The sequence below is a fragment of the Pseudomonas sp. LBUM1646 genome (genome assembly GCF_059716165.1).
Window position 1 is genome coordinate 6,153,235 of the sequence record NZ_CP166810.1, and the last position, 21,257, is coordinate 6,174,491.

Below are 21,257 nucleotides of genomic sequence, written 5' to 3' on the forward strand. Positions count from 1 at the left end.
AGATCTCTTAAAGAGCCGGGACGCGTTTTCTACGCGTCCCTCAGTGATGTGTTAACCGCGAATCAAGGCCCGGAAACAACCGGTCATTATTCGGAGGGCACGTATTCTACAACTTCCAGATCGAAACCGGATATCGCATTAAATTTCATTGGCGCACTCATCAGGCGCATTTTGCGTACGCCCAGGTCCCGGAGGATCTGCGAACCGGCACCAACGATGCTGTAGGTGGTCGGTTTTTTAGCCGGGACGTGCTCCGCGGTTTCGCGGATGTGCGCCAGCAACACGTCGCCATCGAGCGGATGACCGAGCAACAGCACCACACCGCTACCCGCCTCGGCGACCGCGGCCATGGCGGCGCGCAGGCTCCAGCGGCCCGGCTGCTTGACCATCAGCAAGTCGCGCAATGGGTCCATGTTGTGTACCCGAACCAGGGTCGGTTCTTCGGCACACACGGTGCCCAGGGTCAACGCCATGTGGACGTCGCCTTCCACGGAATCACGATAGGTCACCAGGTTGAATTGGCCCAGTTCGCTGTCCAACGGCTGCTCGGCAATCCGCTGAACGGTACGTTCGTGGATCATCCGATAGTGAATCAGGTCGGCAATGGTGCCGATCTTGATGTTGTGTTCGGCGGCGAAGGTTTCCAGTTCGGCGCGACGGGACATGGTGCCGTCGTCGTTCATCACTTCGCAGATCACACCGCTCGGCTCGAAACCGGCCATGCGCGCCAGGTCGCAGGCGGCTTCGGTGTGGCCGGCGCGAGCGAGGGTGCCGCCCGGTTGGGCCATCAGCGGAAAGATGTGGCCGGGGCTGACGATGTCTTCAGCCTTGGCATCCTTGGCAGCGGCGGCCTGCACGGTACGGGCGCGGTCGGCGGCGGAGATGCCGGTGGTCACGCCGGTGGTGGCTTCGATCGAGACGGTGAACTTGGTGCCGAACCCGGAACCGTTGCGCGGTGCCATCAACGGCAGCTTCAGCAATTCGCAGCGCTCGCGGCTCATCGGCATGCAGATCAGGCCACGGGCGTGCTTGGCCATGAAGTTGATGTGTTCAGGCTGGCAGCACTCGGCGGCCATGATCAGGTCGCCTTCGTTCTCGCGGTCTTCGTCATCCATGAGGATGACCATCTTGCCTTGGCGGATGTCTTCAACCAGTTCTTCGATGCTATTGAGCGCCACAAGGCACCCCCTTGGGTCAGGATTTGAGGTAGCCGTTGGCGGCCAGAAAGCTTTCGGTGATGTTTCCAGAAGTTGGCTCTGCGGCCTTATCGCCCAACAACAGGCGTTCCAGATAACGTGCCAGCAAGTCCACTTCCAGATTCACCCGGCGACCTGGCTGGTAAGACGCCATGATGGTTTCGCTCAGGGTGTGGGGAATGATCGTCAGCAAGAACTCGGCGCCATCGACTGCGTTCACGGTCAGGCTGGTGCCGTCGACGGTGATCGAGCCTTTATGGGCGATGTACTTGGCCAGGTCTTTCGGCGCGCGGATGCGGAATTCCACTGCGCGAGCATTCTCGGTGCGGGTTACCACTTCGCCCACGCCATCAACGTGGCCGCTGACCAGATGCCCACCCAGACGCGTAGTCGGGGTCAGCGCTTTTTCCAGGTTCACCGGGCTGCCGCTTTTCAGGTCATTCATGGCGGTGCAGTCGAGGGTTTCACGGCTGACGTCCGCCGCAAAGCCGTTGCCTGGCAGCTCAACCGCGGTCAGGCATACGCCGTTGACCGCGATGCTGTCGCCCAGTTTGACGTCGCTCAGGTCGAGCTTGCCGGTTTCTACGTAAACCCGCACATCTCCGCCTTTTGGGGTCAATGCACGAATACTGCCGATGGATTCGATGATGCCGGTAAACATGGAGTCCTCCTCGAGAACAAAGCCGTCGCGTGGCGCAGGCCGGGAATTATACGCTCGCGGCAGGCACAGGAATGGCGATGACTCGCCAGTCATCGCCAACCGCGCGAATTTCGGTGATTTTAAGCTCGGGCGCATCCTTCATTTGCGCCAGCGGCCAGTCCAGCAATGGGCGGGCCGAGGAGCCGAGGAACTTGCCAGCGATGAAGATCTGGAATTCATCCACCAGACCTTGCTGAGCAAAAGCGCCAGCCAGGCGCGGACCGGCCTCGACCAACACTTCGTTGACCCCACGGTGGGCGAGTTCGACCAGCAACTTGCGCAGGTCCACCAGTCCGTCATCGCCCGCCACAATCAGGCATTCCGGGCCATGGGCGTATTGCTCTTCAATCGCCATGCAGGTGGCGACCAGCACCGGGCCAGCCTTGAAGAATGGCGCATCCAGCGGCACGCGCAGACGGCCGTCAATCAGCACGCGCAGCGGCGGACGGCTCATGGCCAACGCGGTTTGCTCGGCGTCCAGACCCAGTTCGGCCGCACGCACGGTCAAACGCGCATTGTCTGCCAGCACCGTGTCGGCGCCGGTCAGCACCACGCTGGCCTGGGCGCGCAGGCGTTGCACCGCCGAACGTGCGGCCGGGCTGGTGATCCATTGGCTTTCGCCGCTTTCCATCGCCGTGCGACCGTCGAGGCTCATGGCCAACTTGACCCGCACGAACGGCAAGCCGTGTTCCATCCGCTTCAGGAAACCTTCGTTGAGCTTGCGCGCTTCGCCTTCCAGCACACCGCTTTCGGTGGCGATGCCGGCCTGGGCCAGGCGCTGCATGCCGCGACCGGCGACTGACGGGTTCGGGTCTTGCATCGCCGCGACCACACGGGCCAAACCGGCATTCACCAGTGCATCGGCGCAGGGCGGTGTATGGCCATGGTGGCTGCAAGGTTCGAGGGTTACGTAAGCAGTGGCGCCACGGGCCTTGTCGCCAGCGGCGCGCAGGGCGTGGACTTCGGCGTGGGGTTCACCAGTGCGCACATGCCAGCCTTCGCCGATAATCTGCCCGTCCTTCACGATCACGCAGCCAACACGCGGATTGGGGTGGGTCGTGTAGTGACCTTTGCGTGCCAATTCCAGCGCGCGGGCCATGTAATGGGCGTCGAGGATGGCTTGTTCGGCGGATGCGGTCATTCTTTCACCGGCTCACGGGCCAGGCGATCGATCTCTTCGCGGAACTCGTTGAGGTCCTGAAAGCGCCGATACACGGAGGCGAAACGAATGTAGGCGACTTCGTCGAGCTTTTGCAGCTCGGCCATCACCAGTTCACCGACCACGAGGGATTTGACCTCGCGTTCGCCGGTGGCGCGCAGTTTGTGTTTGATGTGCACCAGCGACGATTCGAGGCGCTCGACACTCACCGGGCGCTTCTCCAGCGCACGCTGCATGCCGGCGCGGAGTTTTTCTTCGTCGAACGGCTGACGGCTGCCGTCGGTTTTGATCAGGCGCGGCAACACCAGTTCGGCGGTCTCGAACGTCGTGAAACGCTCGCCGCAGGCCAGGCATTCACGCCGGCGGCGCACCTGTTCGCCCTCGGCGACCAGACGCGAGTCGATGACCTTGGTGTCGTTGGCACCGCAGAAGGGACAGTGCATGGTGGCAGGCAACAAAAAAAGGGAGGGCCATGGTAGCGCATCCCTGTGGCAAGACAAGCCATAGGGTTTGCGGTATACAGACGAGCTATATGTTTGATTCATGGATTTCACCTTGCTGGAGCCACACATGTCGCTACGACCGCTCGTCCTGCTCAGTGTTTTAAGCCTGCTGGTGGCCTGCGGCAGCGACGCGCCCAAGCCCCAGCCACCTACCCCAGGCCCAGCGCCACAAGCTGCGCAGAAGAAAGCCAAGGAATCGGCTGACCTCGGCCCGCTGCCGGCCTATCAGCGAGAACTGAGCGGCACCCTGCAAGGCGTACCGGCCGGCGCCGAAGTCGAACTGGCGCTGCTGGTGATCGACGACAGATCCCGTCCGCAACAGTTGCTGGCCAGTTCCAGCCTGATCGGCACCAATCAAGTTCTGCCGTTTCACCTGCGTTTCAATCCCGAATCCTTTCCAGTTGGCGCCCGCGTTGAACTGCGCGGCCGCGCGAGCCAGTCCGGCCAGCTGATTTTGCACCTGCCGTCGCAGAGCATCACCCAGCCGACGACTCAGGCCTTGGGCCAGCTGCAATTCGTCAAAGCCCCATGATTGCACCGCTCGACCTGCAACAGGCGTTAGGTGAACTGCTCGGTGATGCGCAACTCGTCGCCTGCCCATTGCCGGACACCGACCTGAAACTGTGGCTGATCGACGGCGACAACATGGACCGCGCCTTCAGCCCGGAAGAAACCCGGCGAATTCTGCATGAGCCGCCTTATTGGAGTTTCTGCTGGGCCAGCGGCTTGGCGGTGGCGCGGTATCTTGCCGAGTTCCCCGAGTGGGTCAAAGGCAAGCGGGTGCTGGATTTTGGCGCCGGGTCTGGCGTTGCAGGGATTGCGGCGGTAAAGGCCGGGGCACTGGAAGTGGTGGCCTGTGACCTGGACCCGCTGGCGATTGCCGCGTGTCGGGCGAATGCTGAACTCAATGATGTGCAGCTCAACTATTCGACAGATTTCTTTGCCGAGGCGGATCGCTTTGATCTGATTCTCGTCGCCGACGTGCTGTATGACCGGGCCAATCTGCCGCTGCTCGACGAATTTCTGAGTCGTGGCCGGGAAGCGTTGGTCGCGGATTCTCGTGTGAGGGATTTTCGCCATCCGTTGTACCGGCGCATCGAGACGCTGGAGGCAATGACGTTACCCGATCTGGCCGAGCCCGAAGAGTTTCGGCATGTGAGCCTTTACCACGCCTCCCGCCCATGATCGTTCCCACGCTCCAGCGTGGGTATGCAGCCCGGGACGCTCCGCGCCCCAAAAGCGGACGCAGAGCGTCCATTGAGGCATTCCCACGCAGGGCGTGGGAACGATCAGTGTTCCGACTTTCAGCGACACCCCGCCAAGCCTTATAGTGGCCTTATTCACGCTTCCAAGAGATCCCCCATGAGTCAGGAAACGCCGTACATCTTCGACGCCACGACTGCTGATTTCGACCAGTCGGTGATCGAGAACTCTTTTCACAAACCGGTGCTGGTGGATTTCTGGGCCGAATGGTGTGCGCCGTGCAAGGCGTTGATGCCGATGCTGCAAACCATTGCCGAGAGCTATCAGGGCGAATTGCTGCTGGCCAAGGTCAACTGCGACGTCGAGCCGGACATCGTCTCGCGCTTCGGCATTCGCAGCCTGCCGACCGTGGTGCTGTTCAAGGACGGTCAGCCGGTGGACGGTTTTGCCGGTGCGCAACCGGAATCCGCCGTGCGCGCGATGCTTGAACCGCATGTGCAAATGCCGCCGCCGGCCGCTGCCGATCCATTCGAACAGGCTCAGGCATTGTTTGACGAAGGGCGTTTTGCCGACGCCGAGGCGATCCTCAAAGTGCTGTTGGGCGAAGACAATACCAATGCGAAAGCGCTGATCCTGTACGCCCGTTGCCTCACCGAACGTGGCGAACTGGGCGAAGCGCAAACCGTGCTCGACGCGGTCAAGACCGATGAGCACAAGGCTGCGCTGGCCGGCGCCAAGGCGCAGATCCAGTTCCTTGGTCAGGCCAAGGATTTGCCGGATGCGGCGGATTTGAAAGCACGCCTGGCGAAAAACCCGCAGGACGATGAAGCGGTGTATCAATTGGCGATTCAGCAACTGGCACGCCAGCAATACGAACCGGCGCTGGATTCGCTGCTGAAGTTGTTTATCCGCAACCGCAGCTACAGCGAAGGCTTGCCGCACAAAACCTTGCTGCAGGTGTTCGAGTTGCTCGGCAACGATCACCCGCTGGTGACCACGTACCGTCGCAAGTTGTTTGCGGCGTTGTATTAAGTCGGGTCGATCCAACTGTAGAGCGGCGTGTCCCCGCCGCTCACCACTTTCACATCCGCACAATGGCGCAGGCGAACCAACAGGCGCTTACCCGACACCGCGCTGCCGGTCAGCCCTTCCAACTGTTCCAACAAATCCGGCCCGCTCAATTGCCCGGCCTTGCGCAGCAAGTCCTTGGCGATCTGCCACAGCGCGTCATCCTGGTTCAGCGGTTTGGCCGCCGGGGCGCTGACTTCCTCGGTTTTGCTGACCTGCAACTGCGCGCCGAGCCGTGCCCAATCGCCGTCGTCCATCTCCAGGGTCAAATCCACCGGCCAGTCGCCGATGCTTCCGCGTATTCGCAACATAAGTCTGCTCCTGCACATTTCTGACCTGCATGCTCCCATGGGTCTTGTGTAACGCCAAGCGGGCGGTCAAACTCCCCGCACTTTCGTTATAAGATTACATAACAAACCTTTCACTTTACTGCCGGAGACCCGCCATGCGTCGTCTGCTTCTCGCTCTGCCGTTTGCCCTGTTGCCGTTGGCCGTCGCCTTTGCCGCCAATGAACCTGAACACGGCAGCCTCGGCGCCCATGAACATGGCGTCGGTCGCTTGAACGCGGCGCTGGACGACCAGACCCTGGAGCTGGAACTGGAAAGCCCGGCGATGAATCTGGTGGGCTTCGAACACGCCGCCACCACCGACGCTGACAAGGCCAAAGTCGCCGCCGCCAAGGCGAAACTGGAAAATCCGCTGGTGTTGTTCAACCTGCCGAAAGCCGCCGGTTGCAAGGTCGCGACCCAGGAACTGGAGAGCCCGCTGTTCGGAGACAAGCCAGACGCCGACGATGACCACGACGAAGCGGCCAAGGACGGTCACGAGCATCACCACGACCATAGCGAAATCCACGCCCACTACCAATTCAGCTGCTCGGCACCCGGCGCGCTGAAGACCCTGGACCTGGTGAACATCTTTAACACCTTCCCGGCGACCCAGAAGATTCAGGTACAACTGATCAGCCCGAGCGGCCAGCAAGGCGTTGAAGTGACGGCTAAGGCTGCTGCCCTGAAATTCTGATCCACCACAGATCCCTGTAGGCGCTGACGAGTGAAACGAGGCTGCGATCTTTTGATCTTGATCTTTAAAGTCAAAAGATCGCAGCCTCGTTTCACTCGACAGCTCCTACACAGCCCCTACACAGATCATCAACACCCATGAAATCGGCGCCATGACCCAAGCACTCATCGAACTGTCCGACCTGGGCTTCAGTTGGCCCGGTCACCCGCTGCTGCTGGATATCCCGGCGTTTCGCCTGGAACCGGGTGAAACCCTGTTCCTCAAAGGCCCCAGCGGCAGTGGCAAGACCACCCTGCTCGGCTTGCTCGGCGGTGTGCAGAAGCCTGATCGCGGCAGTATTCGTTTACTCGGCCAGGAGCTGACCGAACTCGGCGCCGGCGCTCGCGACCGCTTTCGCGTCGATCACACCGGCTACATCTTCCAGCAGTTCAACTTGCTGCCGTTTCTTTCGGTGCGCGAGAACGTCGAGTTGCCTTGTCACTTCTCCAAACTGCGCGCCGAACGGGCGAAACAGCGCCACGGCAGCGTCGACCAAGCCGCCGCCACCCTGCTCGCCCATTTGGGTTTGAAGGATGAAAGCATCCTCAGCCGCCGCGCCGACTCGCTGTCCATCGGCCAGCAGCAACGGGTCGCCGCCGCACGCGCGCTGATCGGTCAGCCAGAACTGGTGATCGCCGACGAACCGACCTCAGCCCTGGATTATGACGCCCGCGAAAACTTCATTCGCCTGCTGTTCGCCGAATGCCGCGAAGCCGGGTCGAGCCTGTTGTTCGTCAGCCATGACCAGAGCCTCGCGCCGCTGTTCGATCGCAATTTGTCGCTGGCCGAGCTCAATCGCGCCGCCACCCCGTTCGAGGTCTGAGATGTATTTGTTTCGTCTAGCCCTGGCCAGCCTGGCTAACCGCCGCTTCACCGCGATCCTCACCGCGTTCGCCATTGCCCTGTCGGTTTGCTTGCTACTGGCCGTGGAGCGGGTGCGCACCGAAGCCAAGGCCAGTTTCGCCAGCACCATCAGCGGCACTGACCTGATCGTTGGTGCCCGTTCCGGTTCGGTGAACCTGCTGCTGTACTCGGTGTTCCGCATCGGCAACGCCACCAACAATATTCGCTGGGACAGCTTCGAACACTTCGCCAACAACCCGAAAGTGAAGTGGGCGATCCCGATGTCCCTCGGCGATTCCCATCGCGGTTATCGGGTGATGGGAACTACCGAGGCGTACTTCGAGCACTACCAGTACGGCCATCAACAACACCTGGAACTGGCGGATGGCCGCGCCTTCGCCACCGATCCGTTCGAAGTGGTGCTCGGCGCCGAAGTGGCGGATGCGCTGCACTACAAGCTCGGCGACAAACTGGTGCTGGCCCACGGTGTGGCGGTGATCAGCCTGGTCAAGCACGACGACAAACCGTTCACCGTGGTCGGCATCTTGAAACGCACCGGCACCCCGGTGGACCGCACGTTGCACATCAGCCTCGGCGGGATGGAGGCGATTCACATCGACTGGCATAACGGCGTGCCTGCCCAGGGCAAAGGCCGGATCAGTGCCGATCAGGCGCGCAATATGGACCTGACGCCGCAAGCAATCACCGCGTTCATGCTCGGCCTCAACAGCAAGATTTCGACCTTCGCCGTGCAGCGTGAAATCAACGAATTCCGTGGCGAACCGATGCTCGCAATCCTCCCGGGTGTGGCGTTGCAGGAGCTGTGGAGTTTGATGAGCACGGCGGAAAAAGCCTTGTTCGTGGTCTCGCTGTTCGTGGTGTTGACCGGGTTGATCGGCATGCTCACGGCGATTCTCACCAGCCTAAACGAGCGGCGGCGCGAGATGGCGATCCTGCGCTCAGTAGGAGCGCGACCGTGGCATATCGCGACCTTGCTGGTGCTGGAAGCCTTTGCTCTGGCCCTGTCCGGAGTGATTGCCGGCGTGGCGCTGCTTTATGTATGCATCGCTGCGGCGCAAGGTTACGTGCAAGCAAATTATGGTTTGTACCTGCCGCTGGCCTGGCCGAGTGAATATGAATGGACGCTGCTCGGTGGCATCCTGATCGCCGCGCTGCTGATGGGCTGCGTGCCGGCCTGGCGCGCGTATCGCCAATCGTTGGCCGATGGCCTGTCGATCCGTTTATGAGGACGTTAAAGATGCCCCGCGCTCTGCTCGCGCTGTTGATGCTGGTCGCCCTGCCGCTGTGGGCGGCCGAACCTGCGGATTTGACCTGGTCGGAAATGATCCCGCCAGACGCCCCGGCGGAAGTGCCGAACATGACCCCGCTGCACGACCTGTCGCAGATGAGCAGCACCCTTGAGTCGGCGCCCGCCGCCAAGCAAGACCTGCCCAATGCGCCGGTGGTGAAAAGCCTCGACGGCAAGAACATCCGCCTGCCGGGCTACATCGTGCCGCTGGAAGTGAGCGAGGAAGGTCGTACCACGGAGTTTTTGCTGGTGCCGTATTTCGGCGCCTGCATCCATGTGCCGCCACCGCCGTCGAACCAGATCGTGCATGTGAAAAGCGAAGTCGGCGTGAAGCTGGATGAGCTGTATCAGCCGTATTGGATCGAGGGAGCTTTACAGGTTAAAGCGTCCAGCAGCGAATTGGCGGATGCCGGGTATCAGATGGAGGCGGACAAGATTTATGTGTATGAACTGCCGGAGTGAATCCGGTGATTCTGTGTTGATTGTTAGTTAGCCATCGCGAGCAAGCTCGCTCCCACATTGGATCTGTGCATCAACACAAATCCCCTGTGGGAGCGTGCTTACCCGCGATGAGGCGCTCATAAGGTTCCACAAAAACCAAACCCATCACTGTTTCATTGAGCTGAATCAAAAGACCGTATCAGATGGCTCTTTACCATTGGACATCGAATATTTTTAACGTCCTTTGGAGCCCCCATGAACAAGTCCTTGCTCAGCGCTTCGCTGTTTGCCCTCGCGCTCGCAGCCCCGCTCGCCCATGCCCACGAGGCCGGCGACATCATCGTTCGCGCCGGTGCGATCACCGTCAACCCGAAAGCCGACAGCTCCAGCGTCAAGGTCGATCAAGGCCCGTTGGCAGGTACCAATCTGGGCGGCAAGGCGACCATGAGCAGCGACACGCAGCTGGGTTTGAACTTCGCCTACATGCTCACCAACAACTGGGGGATCGAGCTGCTCGCGGCCTCGCCGTTCGAGCATGACGTGAAAATCAAAGGCACTGCCCTGGGCGCGGCCAACGGCAAACTCGGTACTCTCAAGCACCTGCCGCCGACCCTCAGCGTTGTGTACTACCCGCTGGATGGCAAGTCCGCATTCCAACCGTATGTCGGCGCCGGCATCAACTACACCTGGATCTACGACGAACACGTCGGCAGCGAAGCCCAAGCGAACGGCTTCAGCAACTTCAAGGCGAAAAACTCCTGGGGCATGGCGTTCCAGCTCGGCGCCGATTACATGATCACCGACAACATCATGATCAACGCCCAGGTGCGCTACATCGACATCGATACCCGTGCGACCGTGGAAAACAACGCCGTGGCGCCGGGCACTCGGGCCAAGGTCAATGTGGATGTGGATCCGTTTATTTACATGGTCGGGTTGGGTTACAAGTTCTAAAACGTCCGCATCGGCATAGGTGGCGGCCTTCTCAGGCCGCTCCCCTGCCACACCACCCGGCATGCGGGTCCGCACCGGGCGGTTCGAGAGATTGAGGTTATGAGAGACGTACCAATCCCAGCCTGTCGAACCATGCAATATTCAGCACACGGTTTAACTCAAAACGGCTATTACGCCACCAGCGATGAGAGTTGCTGGCCACCCTGACTGCCACCTGTTGACTCGCTCCCAGCGTTCGAAGCTCGCGATATATCTTAGGGCCCCGTTTCCACTGCCTGAGTTGGATTGCTCTTAATCGATGTCGTATCCACTCATCCAGCTTGCGCCAGACCGCAGGTGTTTGCGACAACGTGAAGTAAGCTTTCCAACCCAGAAGATAGGGCCGAAGATTATCTGCGATCTGTTGCAAGCTGCGACCGCACGATCGTCGAGTGAGCCAGCGGATACGCTGCTTGAACTGCTTTTGCGCCTTGTAAGAGACTGCGCGCCTGACTTCGCCTCGGACCGTCCATAACTCATAGCCCAAGAACTTACGACCAAGCGCACTCGTCCCTGCACTCTTGCTCTCGTTGACGCTCAAGTGCAGCTTTTCGTACAACCGCCTCAGCAGGGCCATCACTCGCTGCCCGGCCTTCTGGCTACGAACATACACATTCGCATCGTCGGCATAGCGCACGAAACAATGACCTCGACGCTCAAGCTCTCGATCCACTTCATCCAGCAGCACGTTCGCCAGTAACGGCGACAGCGGGCCGCCTTGCGGCGCCCCGCAGCGGCTTTTCTCGATCACTCCATTGATCAGCGTCCCCGCGTCCAGATAAGTCCGAATCAGTCGGATAACCGCCCGATCCGTGATCCGTTTGCGTAAACGATCAATCAAAATGTCGTGATCAACCCGGTCGAAGAACTTTTCCAGGTCTACATCCACGACCACTTTTCGGCCTGAGGATACGTAACGCTGAGCCGCCAAAACGGCGTCCTGCCCACGACGCCCCGGACGAAAGCCGTAGCTGTGTTCACTGAAAGTTGGATCAAGTAATGGCTGCAAGACTTGCAGCAACGCTTGTTGAATCAGCCGATCGGTAACCGTCGGGATACCCAACTCGCGTTCACCGCCGTCAGGTTTGGGAATGACTACGCGCTTTACCGGGCTGGGCCGGTAGGCGCCTGAAAGAAGCTGCTCACAAATCCTCGGCCATTGGCTCAACAAATATTCGGCGGTCTGTTCAATATCCAGACCATCGATACCTGCTGCCCCTTTGTTGGCTTTGACCCGCTTCCACGCCCGTTTCAAGTTCTCTTTCGCAAAGGCCCGCTTCAGCAGCCCTTGCCCTGCGTTGTCGGTTTCATTTTGCGGGCGATTGACCTCGTCGCTGACGGAGCTTCTCACGGCTTCACCGTTCGCAGTCTCCATCCGCCCCGCGTTTGGCAGGCATCTGACTTCCGGTTTCTCGCATCAACATGGCCTATAACGCTTTCTCTCGTTTGGCCCTTCGTCAAAAAAAAGATGACTACTACGACCTCTGCTGACTTCTCGCTCCGATTCGCACCGTCGCCCTTTCAGGCGCAAGGCGAGATCTCCCCAGGTAAGGACGCAATCCTTCACCACACAACCGCCGGATTTACGCAGCCTGATCCTTGACCACAAGAGCTTCGCGGTTTTATGCCCGCTCGCCCTGATCGGCTTCGCCTTGTATCCGATTCTTGTCCATCGGCTCATGGCTTCGATTCACGCTTCCTCCCCACACTCGGTCGCCCTCATGCAGTTGCGCTTCACTTCGTTCGCTGTGGTCAGCTTACGGCGGGACTTTCACCCACAAGATTGCGCCCATGCTGGGCGCACATAAAAAAGGCGCCTCGAAAGGCGCCTTGATCGTTCCCACGCTCCGCGCGGGAATGCAGCCAGGGACGCTCCGCGTCCCAACAACAGCCGAACGCGGAGCGTCCGTTGAGGCATTCCCACGCAGAGCGTGGGAACGATCAGCGACCCAGCAACCGCGCCAGGCCAACGCTCATCGGCGTTTGCTCCGGGTAGGTAAAGCGCTCCAGCAAACGCCGATTGTTCGCCCGCGAATGACGGATATCACCGGAACGCGCCGGGCCGTAGCTCACCGGTGGCAACTCTCCCACCACTTGCGCCAGGGCTTCGAGCATCTGCTTGAGCGTAGTCGCCTGATTCCAGCCTACGTTCACCGCGCCGACTTCGATCTGCGGTTTCTCAACCGCCTGCACCAGCAAATCCACCAGATCTTCAACGTAGACAAAATCACGCGTCTGCTCGCCATCGCCAAACACGGTGATCGGCAGGCCTTTCTGCGCGCGTTCGCTGAAAATGCTGATCACCCCGGAGTACGGCGAGGACGGGTCCTGACGTGGGCCGAAGATGTTGAAGAAACGGAACACCACCGGTTCCAGTCCATGCTGGCGGCGGTAGAAATCGAAGTAATACTCGCCGGCCAGTTTGTCCGAAGCGTAAGGCGTCAGCGGTGCCTTGGCCGTTTCTTCGTCAATCGACTCGCCTTCGCCGTTGTTGCCATACACCGCCGCACTGGAGGCGAACAGCACCCGTTTGACGCCGGCCTGGCGCATGGCCTCGCAGACATTCAGGGTGCCGATGAAATTGCTCTGGTGAGTCTTGACCGGATCGTCCACCGAAGCCTGCACCGATGCCACGGCAGCCAGATGCGCCACGGCGCTGCAACCGATCATCGAACGGGCGACCAGTGCCGCATCGGCGACGTCGCCGACAATCAGTTCGACCTTGGGGTTGTCCAGCGGCAGGTTGCTGCGTTTGCCAGTGGACAGGTCATCGAGGATGCGCACCGAATGGCCCTTGGCGAGCAAGGCGTCGGTCAGGTGCGAACCGATGAAACCGGCGCCGCCGGTGATTAAAACTGGGCCGTCAGCCATGGCGATAGAACCTATCCAGTAAGCCCGGGAGCGCCGCGCGCCAGGCGCGGGGCTTGATCCCGAAGGTGTGCAGAATTTTCTTGCAGGCCAGCACCGCGTGCTGCGGCTCTTCGGCAGCGTCAGGCCGCGCGGCGTGAGCCTGGGCGGTCGGCGCTTCGATGGCCAGCTCGTGCAGGTTGCGTGCTTCAGTGATGATCGCTTGCCCCAATGCCAGCGGCGTAGTCGCCTCATGCCCGGCGTAATGATAGGTGCCCCACAGCGGCGCTGCACAATCGAGTTGCTTGAGCACCGAAATGATCACCCGGGCGGCGTCATCCACCGGCGTCGGATTGCCTCGGCGGTCGTCGGCCATCAGCAATTCTTCCGGAGTCTCGGCCCGGGCGAGGAAGCGCCCGAGGGTGCCATCGGCGCTGTCATCAAGCAGCCAGCCGAAGCGCAACAACACGTGTTGCGGGCAGGTGGCACGTACGCTTTGCTCAATCCGCCACAACGCTTGACCGCGCAGGCCCAGGGGCACCGGCTCGTCTTTTTCGCTGTAGGCCGTAGCGCGCGAGCCGTCGAACACGCGATAGCTCGACGGTTGCAGCAGCACGATGTTGTGGTGCTGGCACAATTCGGCCAGACGCTCGACCGCCCGTTCCTGCCCGGCCAGACGCTGCTCGCTGACGGTCTCCGCCTGGAACCAGTCGAAGTAATAGGCGAGGTTGATCAGCGCGTCCGGGCGGGTGTCGTCGAGCAGTTGCGTCAGGCTCGCGGCGTCCCAGCCGTCTTGTGGTGGGCGGGGGGCGAGGAAACCGATGTCTTCCTCCGCACCGAGGCGAATCAGCGCCTGCCCAAGGGCATTCCCGCCACCCAATAACATAAGGCGCATTCGCATAGAGTCAGCAGGCCCAGTCTGATTGGAACAATGGCTTAATCGACAGCGCCCGCAGGCAATGTCGTCGATAGATGCCGGAATCGTTGCATTTTGCGGGTTTAGTGCGCAACCGTCATCCGTAAAGTGTAGTTCCTGCAGTTTTGTGCAAGCCCGCAGGGCCTCATCGCGGTCGCTGCAGATCCCCAGCGGTACTTGCATCTTCCCCACCCCGCCCGCATAAATTACTGCATGAACCTGCCCATCCCCGCAGACCGCGCCCTGACCGGCTTCCACCCCGCCGTCAGCGCCTGGTTCCGCAACACCTTCCCGACGGTGACCGCCGCCCAAGCCCGGGCGTGGCCGTTGATTCGTCAGCGCCGTTCCACGTTAATCGCCGCGCCCACCGGTTCCGGCAAAACCCTCACGGCATTCCTTGCAGTACTTGATGATCTTTTCCACCAAGGCCTGGAGAACGGCGGTCATCTACCGGACGAAACACTGGTGGTCTACGTCTCGCCGCTCAAGGCTTTATCCAACGACATCCAGATCAACCTGCAAAACCCGCTGGCCGGGATCACTGAGCAACTGCGTGTCATGGGCCTGCCCGAGTTGCAGATCAACACCGCCGTGCGCACTGGCGACACCCCGCAAAAAGATCGCTCGGCGATGCGCAAAAGCGCGCCGCACATCCTGGTGACCACCCCGGAATCCCTTTACGTGCTGCTCGGCTCCGACTCCGGGCGAAAAATGCTCGGCACCACGCGCACGGTGATCGTCGATGAAATCCACGCCATTGCGGCCAGCAAACGCGGCAGCCATTTGGCGTTGAGCCTGGAACGTCTGCAGGCGCTATGTCCTGAGCCGTTGATGCGCATCGGACTGTCCGCCACGCAGAAACCCATCGAAGCTGTATCGCGCTTCCTGGTCGGCCGCGACCGCCCCTGCGAAATCATCGACATCGGCCACGCCCGCCCCCGCGACCTAGACATCGAAGTACCGCCGGTGCCGCTCTCGGCGGTAATGGCCAACGACGTCTGGGAACTGGTCTACGATCGCCTCGCCGTCCTCGCTCGTGAACACCGCACCACACTGATTTTCGTCAACACCCGGCGTTTAGCCGAACGCCTGAGCCGGCACTTGAGCGAACGCCTGGGCAAAGAAGCGGTGGCCGCGCACCACGGCAGCCTGGCCAAGGAGTTTCGTCTCGACGCCGAACAGCGGCTCAAGCGCGGCGAGCTGCAAGTGTTGATCGCTACCGCCTCGCTGGAGTTGGGCATCGATATCGGCGATGTCGATCTGGTCTGCCAGATCGCCTCGCCGCGCTCGATTGCCGGGTTCTTGCAACGGGTCGGTCGCTCCGGGCACCAGGTCGGCGGCACGCCCAAGGGCCGCTTGTTTGCCACCACCCGCGACGATTTGATCGAGTGCACCGCCCTGCTCGATTGCGTGCGCCGGGGCGAACTCGACACCTTGCTGATCCCGGTCGCACCGCTGGACGTACTGGCCCAGCAAATCATCTCCGAGGTCAGTTGCCAGGAATGGCAGGAAGACGCGCTGCTGGAACTGTTCCGCCAGGCCTCGCCCTACGCCAGTCTCGATGAAAAACACTACCAGGCGCTGCTGCAAATGCTCGCCGAGGGCTACAACGGGCGCCAGGGCATCCGCAGCGCTTACCTGCATCGCGACGCCGTCAGTCGCACTTTGCGCGGGCGCCGGGGCGCCAAACTGACGGCCGTGACCAGCGGCGGCACCATTCCGGACAACGCCGACTACAGCGTGTTGCTGGAGCCGCAGGGGCTGAACATCGGCAGCGTCAACGAAGACTTCGCCGTGGAAAGCATTGCCGGCGACGTGTTCCAACTCGGCAATACGTCGTACCGAATCCTGCGGGTCGAAACCGGCAAAGTCCGGGTCGAGGACGCCCAGGGCCAGCCGCCGACCATTCCGTTCTGGCTCGGCGAAGCGCCGGGGCGTAGCGCGGAATTGTCGTATGCGGTGGCGCGCCTGCAAGCGCAACTGGATGAACTGCTCGGCGCCACGCCCGGCAACTTACAGCCTGCAATGGACTGGCTGACCGACACCCTCGGGCTCAACCTCGCCAGCGCCGAACAACTGGTGGACTACCTCGCCCGCGCACGGCTGACTCTAGGCGCCCTGCCGTCCCAGGACACGTTGCTGATGGAGCGGTTTTTCGACGAGTCCGGCGGCACGCAACTGATCATCCACACGCCGTTTGGCAGCCGCATCAACCGCGCCTGGGGCCTGGCGTTGCGCAAGCGATTCTGCCGCACCTTCAACTTCGAATTGCAGGCCGCCGCCAGTGAAGACGCGATCGTGCTGTCGCTGTCCACCAGCCACAGTTTTGAACTCGATGACGTCTGGCGCTACCTACACAGCAACAGCGCCGAGCACATCCTGATTCAAGCGGTGCTCGAAGCGCCGTTGTTTGGCGTGCGCTGGCGCTGGAATGCCGGGGTCGCCCTGGCGCTGCCGCGCTACAGCGGCGGGCGCAAAGTCGCGCCGCAAATCCAACGGATGAAAAGCGAAGACCTGATCGCCAGCGTGTTCCCCGATCAGATCGCCTGCGTGGAAAACCTCGCCGGCGAACGGGAGATTCCCGAGCATCCGCTGGTGGAACAAACCCTCGACGATTGCCTGCATGAGGCAATGGACACCGAAGGCTGGCTGGCGTTGTTGCGGCGCATGGAACAGGGCGATATTCGCCTGATCAGCCGCGACCTGCCAGCGCCCTCGCCGCTGGCGGCGGAAATTCTCAGCGCCCGGCCCTATACCTTTCTCGACGATGCGCCACTGGAGGAACGCCGGACCCAGGCGGTGCTCAATCGGCGCTGGAGCGATCCGCAGTCCACCGACGACCTCGGCGCTCTGGATACCGAGGCCATTCAAGCAGTGTGCGACGAAGCCTGGCCCGCGCCCACCGGCGTCGATGAAATGCATGAGGCGTTGATGAGTTTGGCGTGCATTTCCAACACCGAAGCGCAGGCCAATCCGCATTGGCTCGATTGGCTGAACACCCTTGCCGAAAGCGGTCGCGCCAGCCGTTTGCAGATCAACGCCGGGCAATCGCTGTGGCTGGCTCTGGAACGGCTGACTTGCCTGCGAGCAATTTATCCACAGGCGATTTTGCTGCCACCCCTGGAGGCGCTGCCCGGTTTCGATGAAGTCTGGGAAACCGACGAAGCGGTGCTGGAAGTGATTCGCGCAAGACTCAGCGCGTTTGGCCCGTTGCCGCTGAAGGCGATTGCCGAGCCGCTGGGCTTGCCGGCGACTGAAGTCATCCAGGCCCTGGCGCAACTGGAGCGCGAAGGTTACGTGCTGCGCGGTCAGTTCACGCCCGGCATCGATCAAGACGAATGGTGCGAACGGCATCTGCTGGCGCGGATTCATCGCTACACGGTCAAACGTCTGCGCCGGGAAATCGAGCCGGTGACGTTGCAGGATTTCATGCGTTTCCTGTTCGACTGGCAGCACCTGTCGCCGGCGACCCAAGGCCAGGGCAGCGCCGTATTGCCGGTGATCATCAGTCAATTCGAAGGCTACCCCGCCGCTGCCTCGGCGTGGGACAGCGACCTCCTGCCGGCGCGGCTCAAGGACTATTCGGCGAGTTGGCTGGATGACCTGTGCCGCAGCGGAAAACTAGTGTGGACGCGCCTGACCGCGCGCAACAAAAGCACGAGCACGGCGCTGCGCAGTACGCCGATTGTGCTGTTGCCGCGCAGCCAGGTCGGGTTGTGGAGCGGCTTGACCGAACAAACACCAGTCAGCGAACTGTCGCCGAAGACGCAAAAAGTCTTCGAGGCGCTGAGCCAACATGGCGCGTTGTTTTTCGATGAGCTGATTCATGAAGCGCACCTGCTGCGCACGGAATTGGAAATCGCCTTGCAGGAACTGGTGGGCGCCGGGCTGGTAAACGCCGACAGCTTCGCCGGGCTGCGCGCGCTGATTACGCCAGCGAGCAAACGCCAGCAACGCAGCAGTCGTCGCGGGCGCGGGGCCTTCGTCGGCGGCATGGACGACGCCGGACGCTGGGCCCTGCTGCGACGCGGGCCGCCGGCGCCGGTTGTGGATAACAAACGTCCGGTGCCCACGCCCGCCGATACCCTGGAACACATCGCCATGACCTTGCTGCGCCGCTACGGCGTGGTGTTCTGGCGTTTACTGGAACGGGAGGCGGACTGGTTGCCGAGCTGGCGCGAATTGCTGCGCACCTTTCATCGGCTGGAGGCCCGGGGCGAGATTCGTGGAGGGCGGTTTGTCAGTGGTCTGGCCGGTGAACAATTTGCGCTGCCGGAGGCGATTCCCCTGCTGCGCGAAGTGCGGCGCCGACCCCATGACGGGAGTCTGGTGGCAGTGTGCGGGGTGGATCCGCTGAACCTGGCCGGGACGTTGTTGCCGGGGGCGAAAGTGCCGGCGTTGGCGAGTAATCGGTTGGTGTACCGGGATGGGCTTCCCGCCGCTGCAGAGATTGCTGGAAGACAGGTTTTTTGGTTGGCGTTGGATCAGTCGGCGTCTGCCGAACTACACAAAAAACTCACCCGACACTGATCGTTCCCACGCTCCGCGTGGGAATGCAGCCAGGGACGCTCTGCGTCCCACAAGCGGACGCGGAGCGTCCGGGGAGGCATTCCCACGCGGAGCGTGGGAACGATCAGTTGAGTGGAGTTATTGGGTGCGCGGTTGATCCGGCAGCAATACCGGCGAATTCTCCGGTGCCGGCCCCTCCTCTTCCGATGCAGCCACTCCATGCCTGGGCACCAAAACCTGCTGTGGATAAGTCTGCGCGAAATGCACCCACGGACTGTTATCCACAAGCTTTTTCAGCCGCTGGTTAAACGCCCGGCTCACCGCATATTGCCCGCCCGACACCGTGCGGAACTGCGCCGTCAGCACCACGCCGTTAAGATCCATCTTGTCGACGCCGAACACATCCAGCGGACCTTGCAGGTTGTACTTGAGGAACGCATCGTCGCGAATCGAATCCCCCGCCTCGCGAATCAGCTCAATGGCCTTGTCCACATCGGTGTCGTAGGTGAATTGCACCGAGAAAAACGCATAGGCGAATTGTCGTGATTGGTTGGTCACCGCTTTGATCTGACCGAACGGCACCGAGTGCACGAAACCCTTGCCGTCGCGCAGGCGCAAGGTGCGGATGGTCAGGCCTTCGACGGTGCCGGCGTGGCCGGAATCGAGCACCACCCAATCACCGATCGACAGCGTGTCTTCGATGATGATGAACAACCCGGTAATCACATCCTGCACCAGTTGCTGGGAACCGAAACCGATGGCCAGACCGACCACCCCGGCACCCGCCAGCAGTGGCGCGACGTTGATCCCCAGATTGGCCATGGTGGTGATCGCGCAAATCACCACCAGGATTATTTTGATCGCGTTGCGCAGCAGCGGCAGGATGGTTTTGACCCGCGTGCTGGGTTGGCGCGCCGAGCGTTTGCTGACCGGTGGCTTCAGCGCTTCCTGAATCGCCGTGTCGAGCACCACCCACAGCAGCCAGGTCACCAGGAAGATCAAACCGATGCTGCTCAGCGAATTGCTGATCGCACGCCCCACCGAATTTTGCTCGGCGAATTCGAACAGCGAAACACCCCAGATGCGCCCAAGAATTTCGATGAACGCCACGGCCATGACGATCCGCAGCAAGGCGTGCAACAAGCTGAGAAAGCGATCCTTGTAGGCGCTGCTGCGCTGGAATCTTTCGACTTTCCGGGATTTGAACAGATGCTGGAAAATCGTGCTCAGGAACACCGTGGCGATCAGCAAAATCGTGGTGAACAACGCGCAACGCAGCGCTTTTTGATTGTCCTCGCCGACGCCGATCAGGTTGATCGCCGAGACCATCACCATCAACAGGATCGGCCAGTACCAGAGCCCGGAAAAGATCCGCAGGGATTCCTGCAGCGACGGTTGCTTGAGGCGCTGGGCCAAGGGGCGGTTGCGGATCAGATGCGCCACCGGTCGTCGCAGACGGATGACCAGATAACCGAAGATGATCGAGGCAAACAACCCGGTGAATACCGCGACGCTGCTGGTGATATTGCCGCCCAGTTGCCGGGCGATCTGTGGGCTGGTCAAGGCATCGCTGAGCGCCGCGAGGAAGCCGATCAGGAACAGCGGTTTAGGGCAGTAGTCACGGATGATCTGCACCGCCGGACGCTTGTGGCCGGTGTTGAACATGACGATCACGCAGAGCAGCATCGAGGTCGAGAAAATGCCGCTACTGGTGGCGTAGGCGAAACACAGCGCCAGCGCCCTCCCCGCCGAGGCTTGCAGGAAATGGCTGACGTAGAGGGTCAGTGGCAGGCTGGCGATCGCCGGCAGTGTGTACGGCATCAGGTAACCGAGCAGGTCTTGACTGCGTTGGCGGGTGCTTAGCCAACGGCCCAGGATCAGGCGTTTGGCCGCCAGACCACCGAGGACCGTGAGCAAGGCAAAGGTGCCGAGCCAGACGCCAGACAGCATCAGGAAATCGCCGGCCACGCTCCAGCCGGAACGCGCCGAGGGCTGGTTGACCAGTTTGTCGACTTCATCCGCCGCCCGATCCGCCCGCACTCGCCAGGCGTCCACCAGGTTATCGTTGAGATCGAGCTTGTCCTGCACGTCGTCGATGCTGGAACTGATGGCCCCGAGCAGGCCGCCCTGGACCAGTGGCTCAGGCTTGGCCGGCGCTTCGGCGGTGGCGGGAACACCCGGCAGCGTCACGGCTTCCAACTCGCCGCTGCCCAGAATCAGCAACGCCCCCAGTAGTATCGCGGTCTTGAACTTGAACAAAACGCGGAGTTCCTTGCGAAGGGTCTGTAAGGAACTGATCGGCAAATGGCGGGCAAGTTCGGTTTTGGACGCGAGATAACTCCACAACGCTCTGCGTGGTAACACCTCCCCGGACGCTCTGCGTCCGTTTTGGGACGCGGAGTGTCCCGGGCTGCATTCCCACGCAGAGCGTGGGAACGATCTTTGCGCACAAGGCAAATATCAAATGCCTATCCCTGTATTTTTCCGCACCACCCAAACCCCGACAC

The 21,257-nt window shown here is 61.3% G+C and carries 18 protein-coding genes; 9 read left to right on the forward strand and 9 right to left on the reverse strand.

Translation table 11 applies throughout. The features are described 5' to 3' along the window. Nucleotides 1-86: 86 nt before the first annotated feature. The 4 genes from ribBA to nrdR are packed head-to-tail and all read right to left on the reverse strand — an operon-like array spanning nucleotide 87 to nucleotide 3,498. Nucleotides 87-1,178: a bifunctional 3,4-dihydroxy-2-butanone-4-phosphate synthase/GTP cyclohydrolase II gene (gene ribBA, locus ACA071_RS28070; protein ID WP_123596788.1), complete on the reverse strand. Its 1,092-nt coding sequence runs from the start codon at nucleotides 1,176-1,178 to the stop codon at nucleotides 87-89. Nucleotides 1,179-1,194: 16 nt separating this feature from the next. Beyond that, complete coding sequence (locus ACA071_RS28075) at nucleotides 1,195-1,857, reverse strand: riboflavin synthase (RefSeq protein ID WP_123509923.1); 663 nt, start codon at nucleotides 1,855-1,857, stop codon at nucleotides 1,195-1,197. Between the two features lie 46 nt (nucleotides 1,858-1,903). Beyond that, nucleotides 1,904-3,037, reverse strand: a complete 1,134-nt coding sequence (ribD, locus tag ACA071_RS28080; RefSeq protein ID WP_497642034.1) for a bifunctional diaminohydroxyphosphoribosylaminopyrimidine deaminase/5-amino-6-(5-phosphoribosylamino)uracil reductase RibD — start codon at nucleotides 3,035-3,037, stop codon at nucleotides 1,904-1,906. Then, on the reverse strand, nucleotides 3,034-3,498 hold the full coding sequence (gene nrdR / locus ACA071_RS28085; RefSeq protein WP_003228656.1) for a transcriptional regulator NrdR: 465 nt from the start codon (nucleotides 3,496-3,498) through the stop codon (nucleotides 3,034-3,036). The genes ribD and nrdR overlap by 4 nt, the downstream gene beginning before the upstream one ends. A gap of 127 nt (nucleotides 3,499-3,625) precedes the next feature. On the opposite strand from nrdR, the gene ACA071_RS28090 reads away from it, so the two are divergent. From ACA071_RS28090 to trxA, 3 genes are all read left to right on the forward strand, one after another. Next, nucleotides 3,626-4,090, forward strand: a complete 465-nt coding sequence (locus ACA071_RS28090; RefSeq protein ID WP_497642036.1) for a hypothetical protein — start codon at nucleotides 3,626-3,628, stop codon at nucleotides 4,088-4,090. Continuing rightward, the gene (locus tag ACA071_RS28095; protein ID WP_497642037.1) at nucleotides 4,087-4,743 is read left to right on the forward strand and encodes a class I SAM-dependent methyltransferase; all 657 of its coding nucleotides are present in this window, start codon (nucleotides 4,087-4,089) and stop codon (nucleotides 4,741-4,743) included. The genes ACA071_RS28090 and ACA071_RS28095 overlap by 4 nt, the downstream gene beginning before the upstream one ends. Before the next feature lie 177 nt (nucleotides 4,744-4,920). Beyond that, nucleotides 4,921-5,793, forward strand: a complete 873-nt coding sequence (gene trxA / locus ACA071_RS28100; RefSeq protein WP_149660947.1) for a thioredoxin — start codon at nucleotides 4,921-4,923, stop codon at nucleotides 5,791-5,793. Here the strand turns inward: trxA and ACA071_RS28105 are convergent. Continuing rightward, nucleotides 5,790-6,140 (reverse strand): hypothetical protein, encoded by a 351-nt coding sequence (locus ACA071_RS28105; RefSeq protein ID WP_497642039.1) that lies wholly within the window; start codon nucleotides 6,138-6,140, stop codon nucleotides 5,790-5,792. The genes trxA and ACA071_RS28105 overlap by 4 nt on opposite strands. A 134-nt stretch (nucleotides 6,141-6,274) precedes the next feature. Here ACA071_RS28105 and ACA071_RS28110 point away from each other — a divergent pair, with 134 nt between their 5' ends. The 5 genes from ACA071_RS28110 (at nucleotide 6,275) to ACA071_RS28130 (ending at nucleotide 10,439) form a co-directional block, all read left to right on the forward strand. Next, complete coding sequence (locus ACA071_RS28110) at nucleotides 6,275-6,853, forward strand: DUF2796 domain-containing protein (protein WP_497642040.1); 579 nt, start codon at nucleotides 6,275-6,277, stop codon at nucleotides 6,851-6,853. 151 nt (nucleotides 6,854-7,004) lie between these two features. After that, entirely contained in the window at nucleotides 7,005-7,715 is a 711-nt protein-coding gene (locus ACA071_RS28115) for an ABC transporter ATP-binding protein (protein WP_497642041.1), read from the forward strand. Between the two features lies 1 nt (nucleotide 7,716). Continuing rightward, complete coding sequence (locus tag ACA071_RS28120; protein WP_497642042.1) at nucleotides 7,717-8,982, forward strand: ABC transporter permease; 1,266 nt, start codon at nucleotides 7,717-7,719, stop codon at nucleotides 8,980-8,982. A gap of 11 nt (nucleotides 8,983-8,993) precedes the next feature. After that, on the forward strand, nucleotides 8,994-9,506 hold the full coding sequence (locus ACA071_RS28125) for a DUF3299 domain-containing protein (RefSeq protein WP_463258604.1): 513 nt from the start codon (nucleotides 8,994-8,996) through the stop codon (nucleotides 9,504-9,506). 234 nt (nucleotides 9,507-9,740) lie between these two features. Further along, nucleotides 9,741-10,439 (forward strand): OmpW/AlkL family protein, encoded by a 699-nt coding sequence (locus ACA071_RS28130; protein ID WP_497642043.1) that lies wholly within the window; start codon nucleotides 9,741-9,743, stop codon nucleotides 10,437-10,439. A 97-nt stretch (nucleotides 10,440-10,536) separates the two neighbouring features. Here ACA071_RS28130 and ltrA read toward each other — a convergent pair whose 3' ends face one another. The 3 genes from ltrA to ACA071_RS28145 all read right to left on the reverse strand — a co-directional run bounded on the left by ltrA (nucleotide 10,537) and on the right by ACA071_RS28145 (nucleotide 14,226). Continuing rightward, on the reverse strand, nucleotides 10,537-11,853 hold the full coding sequence (ltrA, locus tag ACA071_RS28135) for a group II intron reverse transcriptase/maturase (RefSeq protein WP_497642044.1): 1,317 nt from the start codon (nucleotides 11,851-11,853) through the stop codon (nucleotides 10,537-10,539). Between the two features lie 566 nt (nucleotides 11,854-12,419). Continuing rightward, nucleotides 12,420-13,349 (reverse strand): UDP-N-acetylglucosamine epimerase PgnE, encoded by a 930-nt coding sequence (gene pgnE, locus ACA071_RS28140; protein WP_497642046.1) that lies wholly within the window; start codon nucleotides 13,347-13,349, stop codon nucleotides 12,420-12,422. Continuing rightward, complete coding sequence (locus ACA071_RS28145) at nucleotides 13,342-14,226, reverse strand: sugar nucleotide-binding protein (RefSeq protein WP_133837495.1); 885 nt, start codon at nucleotides 14,224-14,226, stop codon at nucleotides 13,342-13,344. Before ACA071_RS28145 ends, pgnE begins: the two co-directional genes overlap by 8 nt. Before the next feature lie 228 nt (nucleotides 14,227-14,454). Here ACA071_RS28145 and ACA071_RS28150 point away from each other — a divergent pair, with 228 nt between their 5' ends. Further along, nucleotides 14,455-18,771: a DEAD/DEAH box helicase gene (locus ACA071_RS28150; protein ID WP_497642047.1), complete on the forward strand. Its 4,317-nt coding sequence runs from the start codon at nucleotides 14,455-14,457 to the stop codon at nucleotides 18,769-18,771. Between the two features lie 117 nt (nucleotides 18,772-18,888). Here ACA071_RS28150 and ACA071_RS28155 read toward each other — a convergent pair whose 3' ends face one another. Further along, entirely contained in the window at nucleotides 18,889-21,009 is a 2,121-nt protein-coding gene (locus ACA071_RS28155; protein WP_497642049.1) for a mechanosensitive ion channel family protein, read from the reverse strand. Nucleotides 21,010-21,257 lie beyond the last annotated feature (248 nt).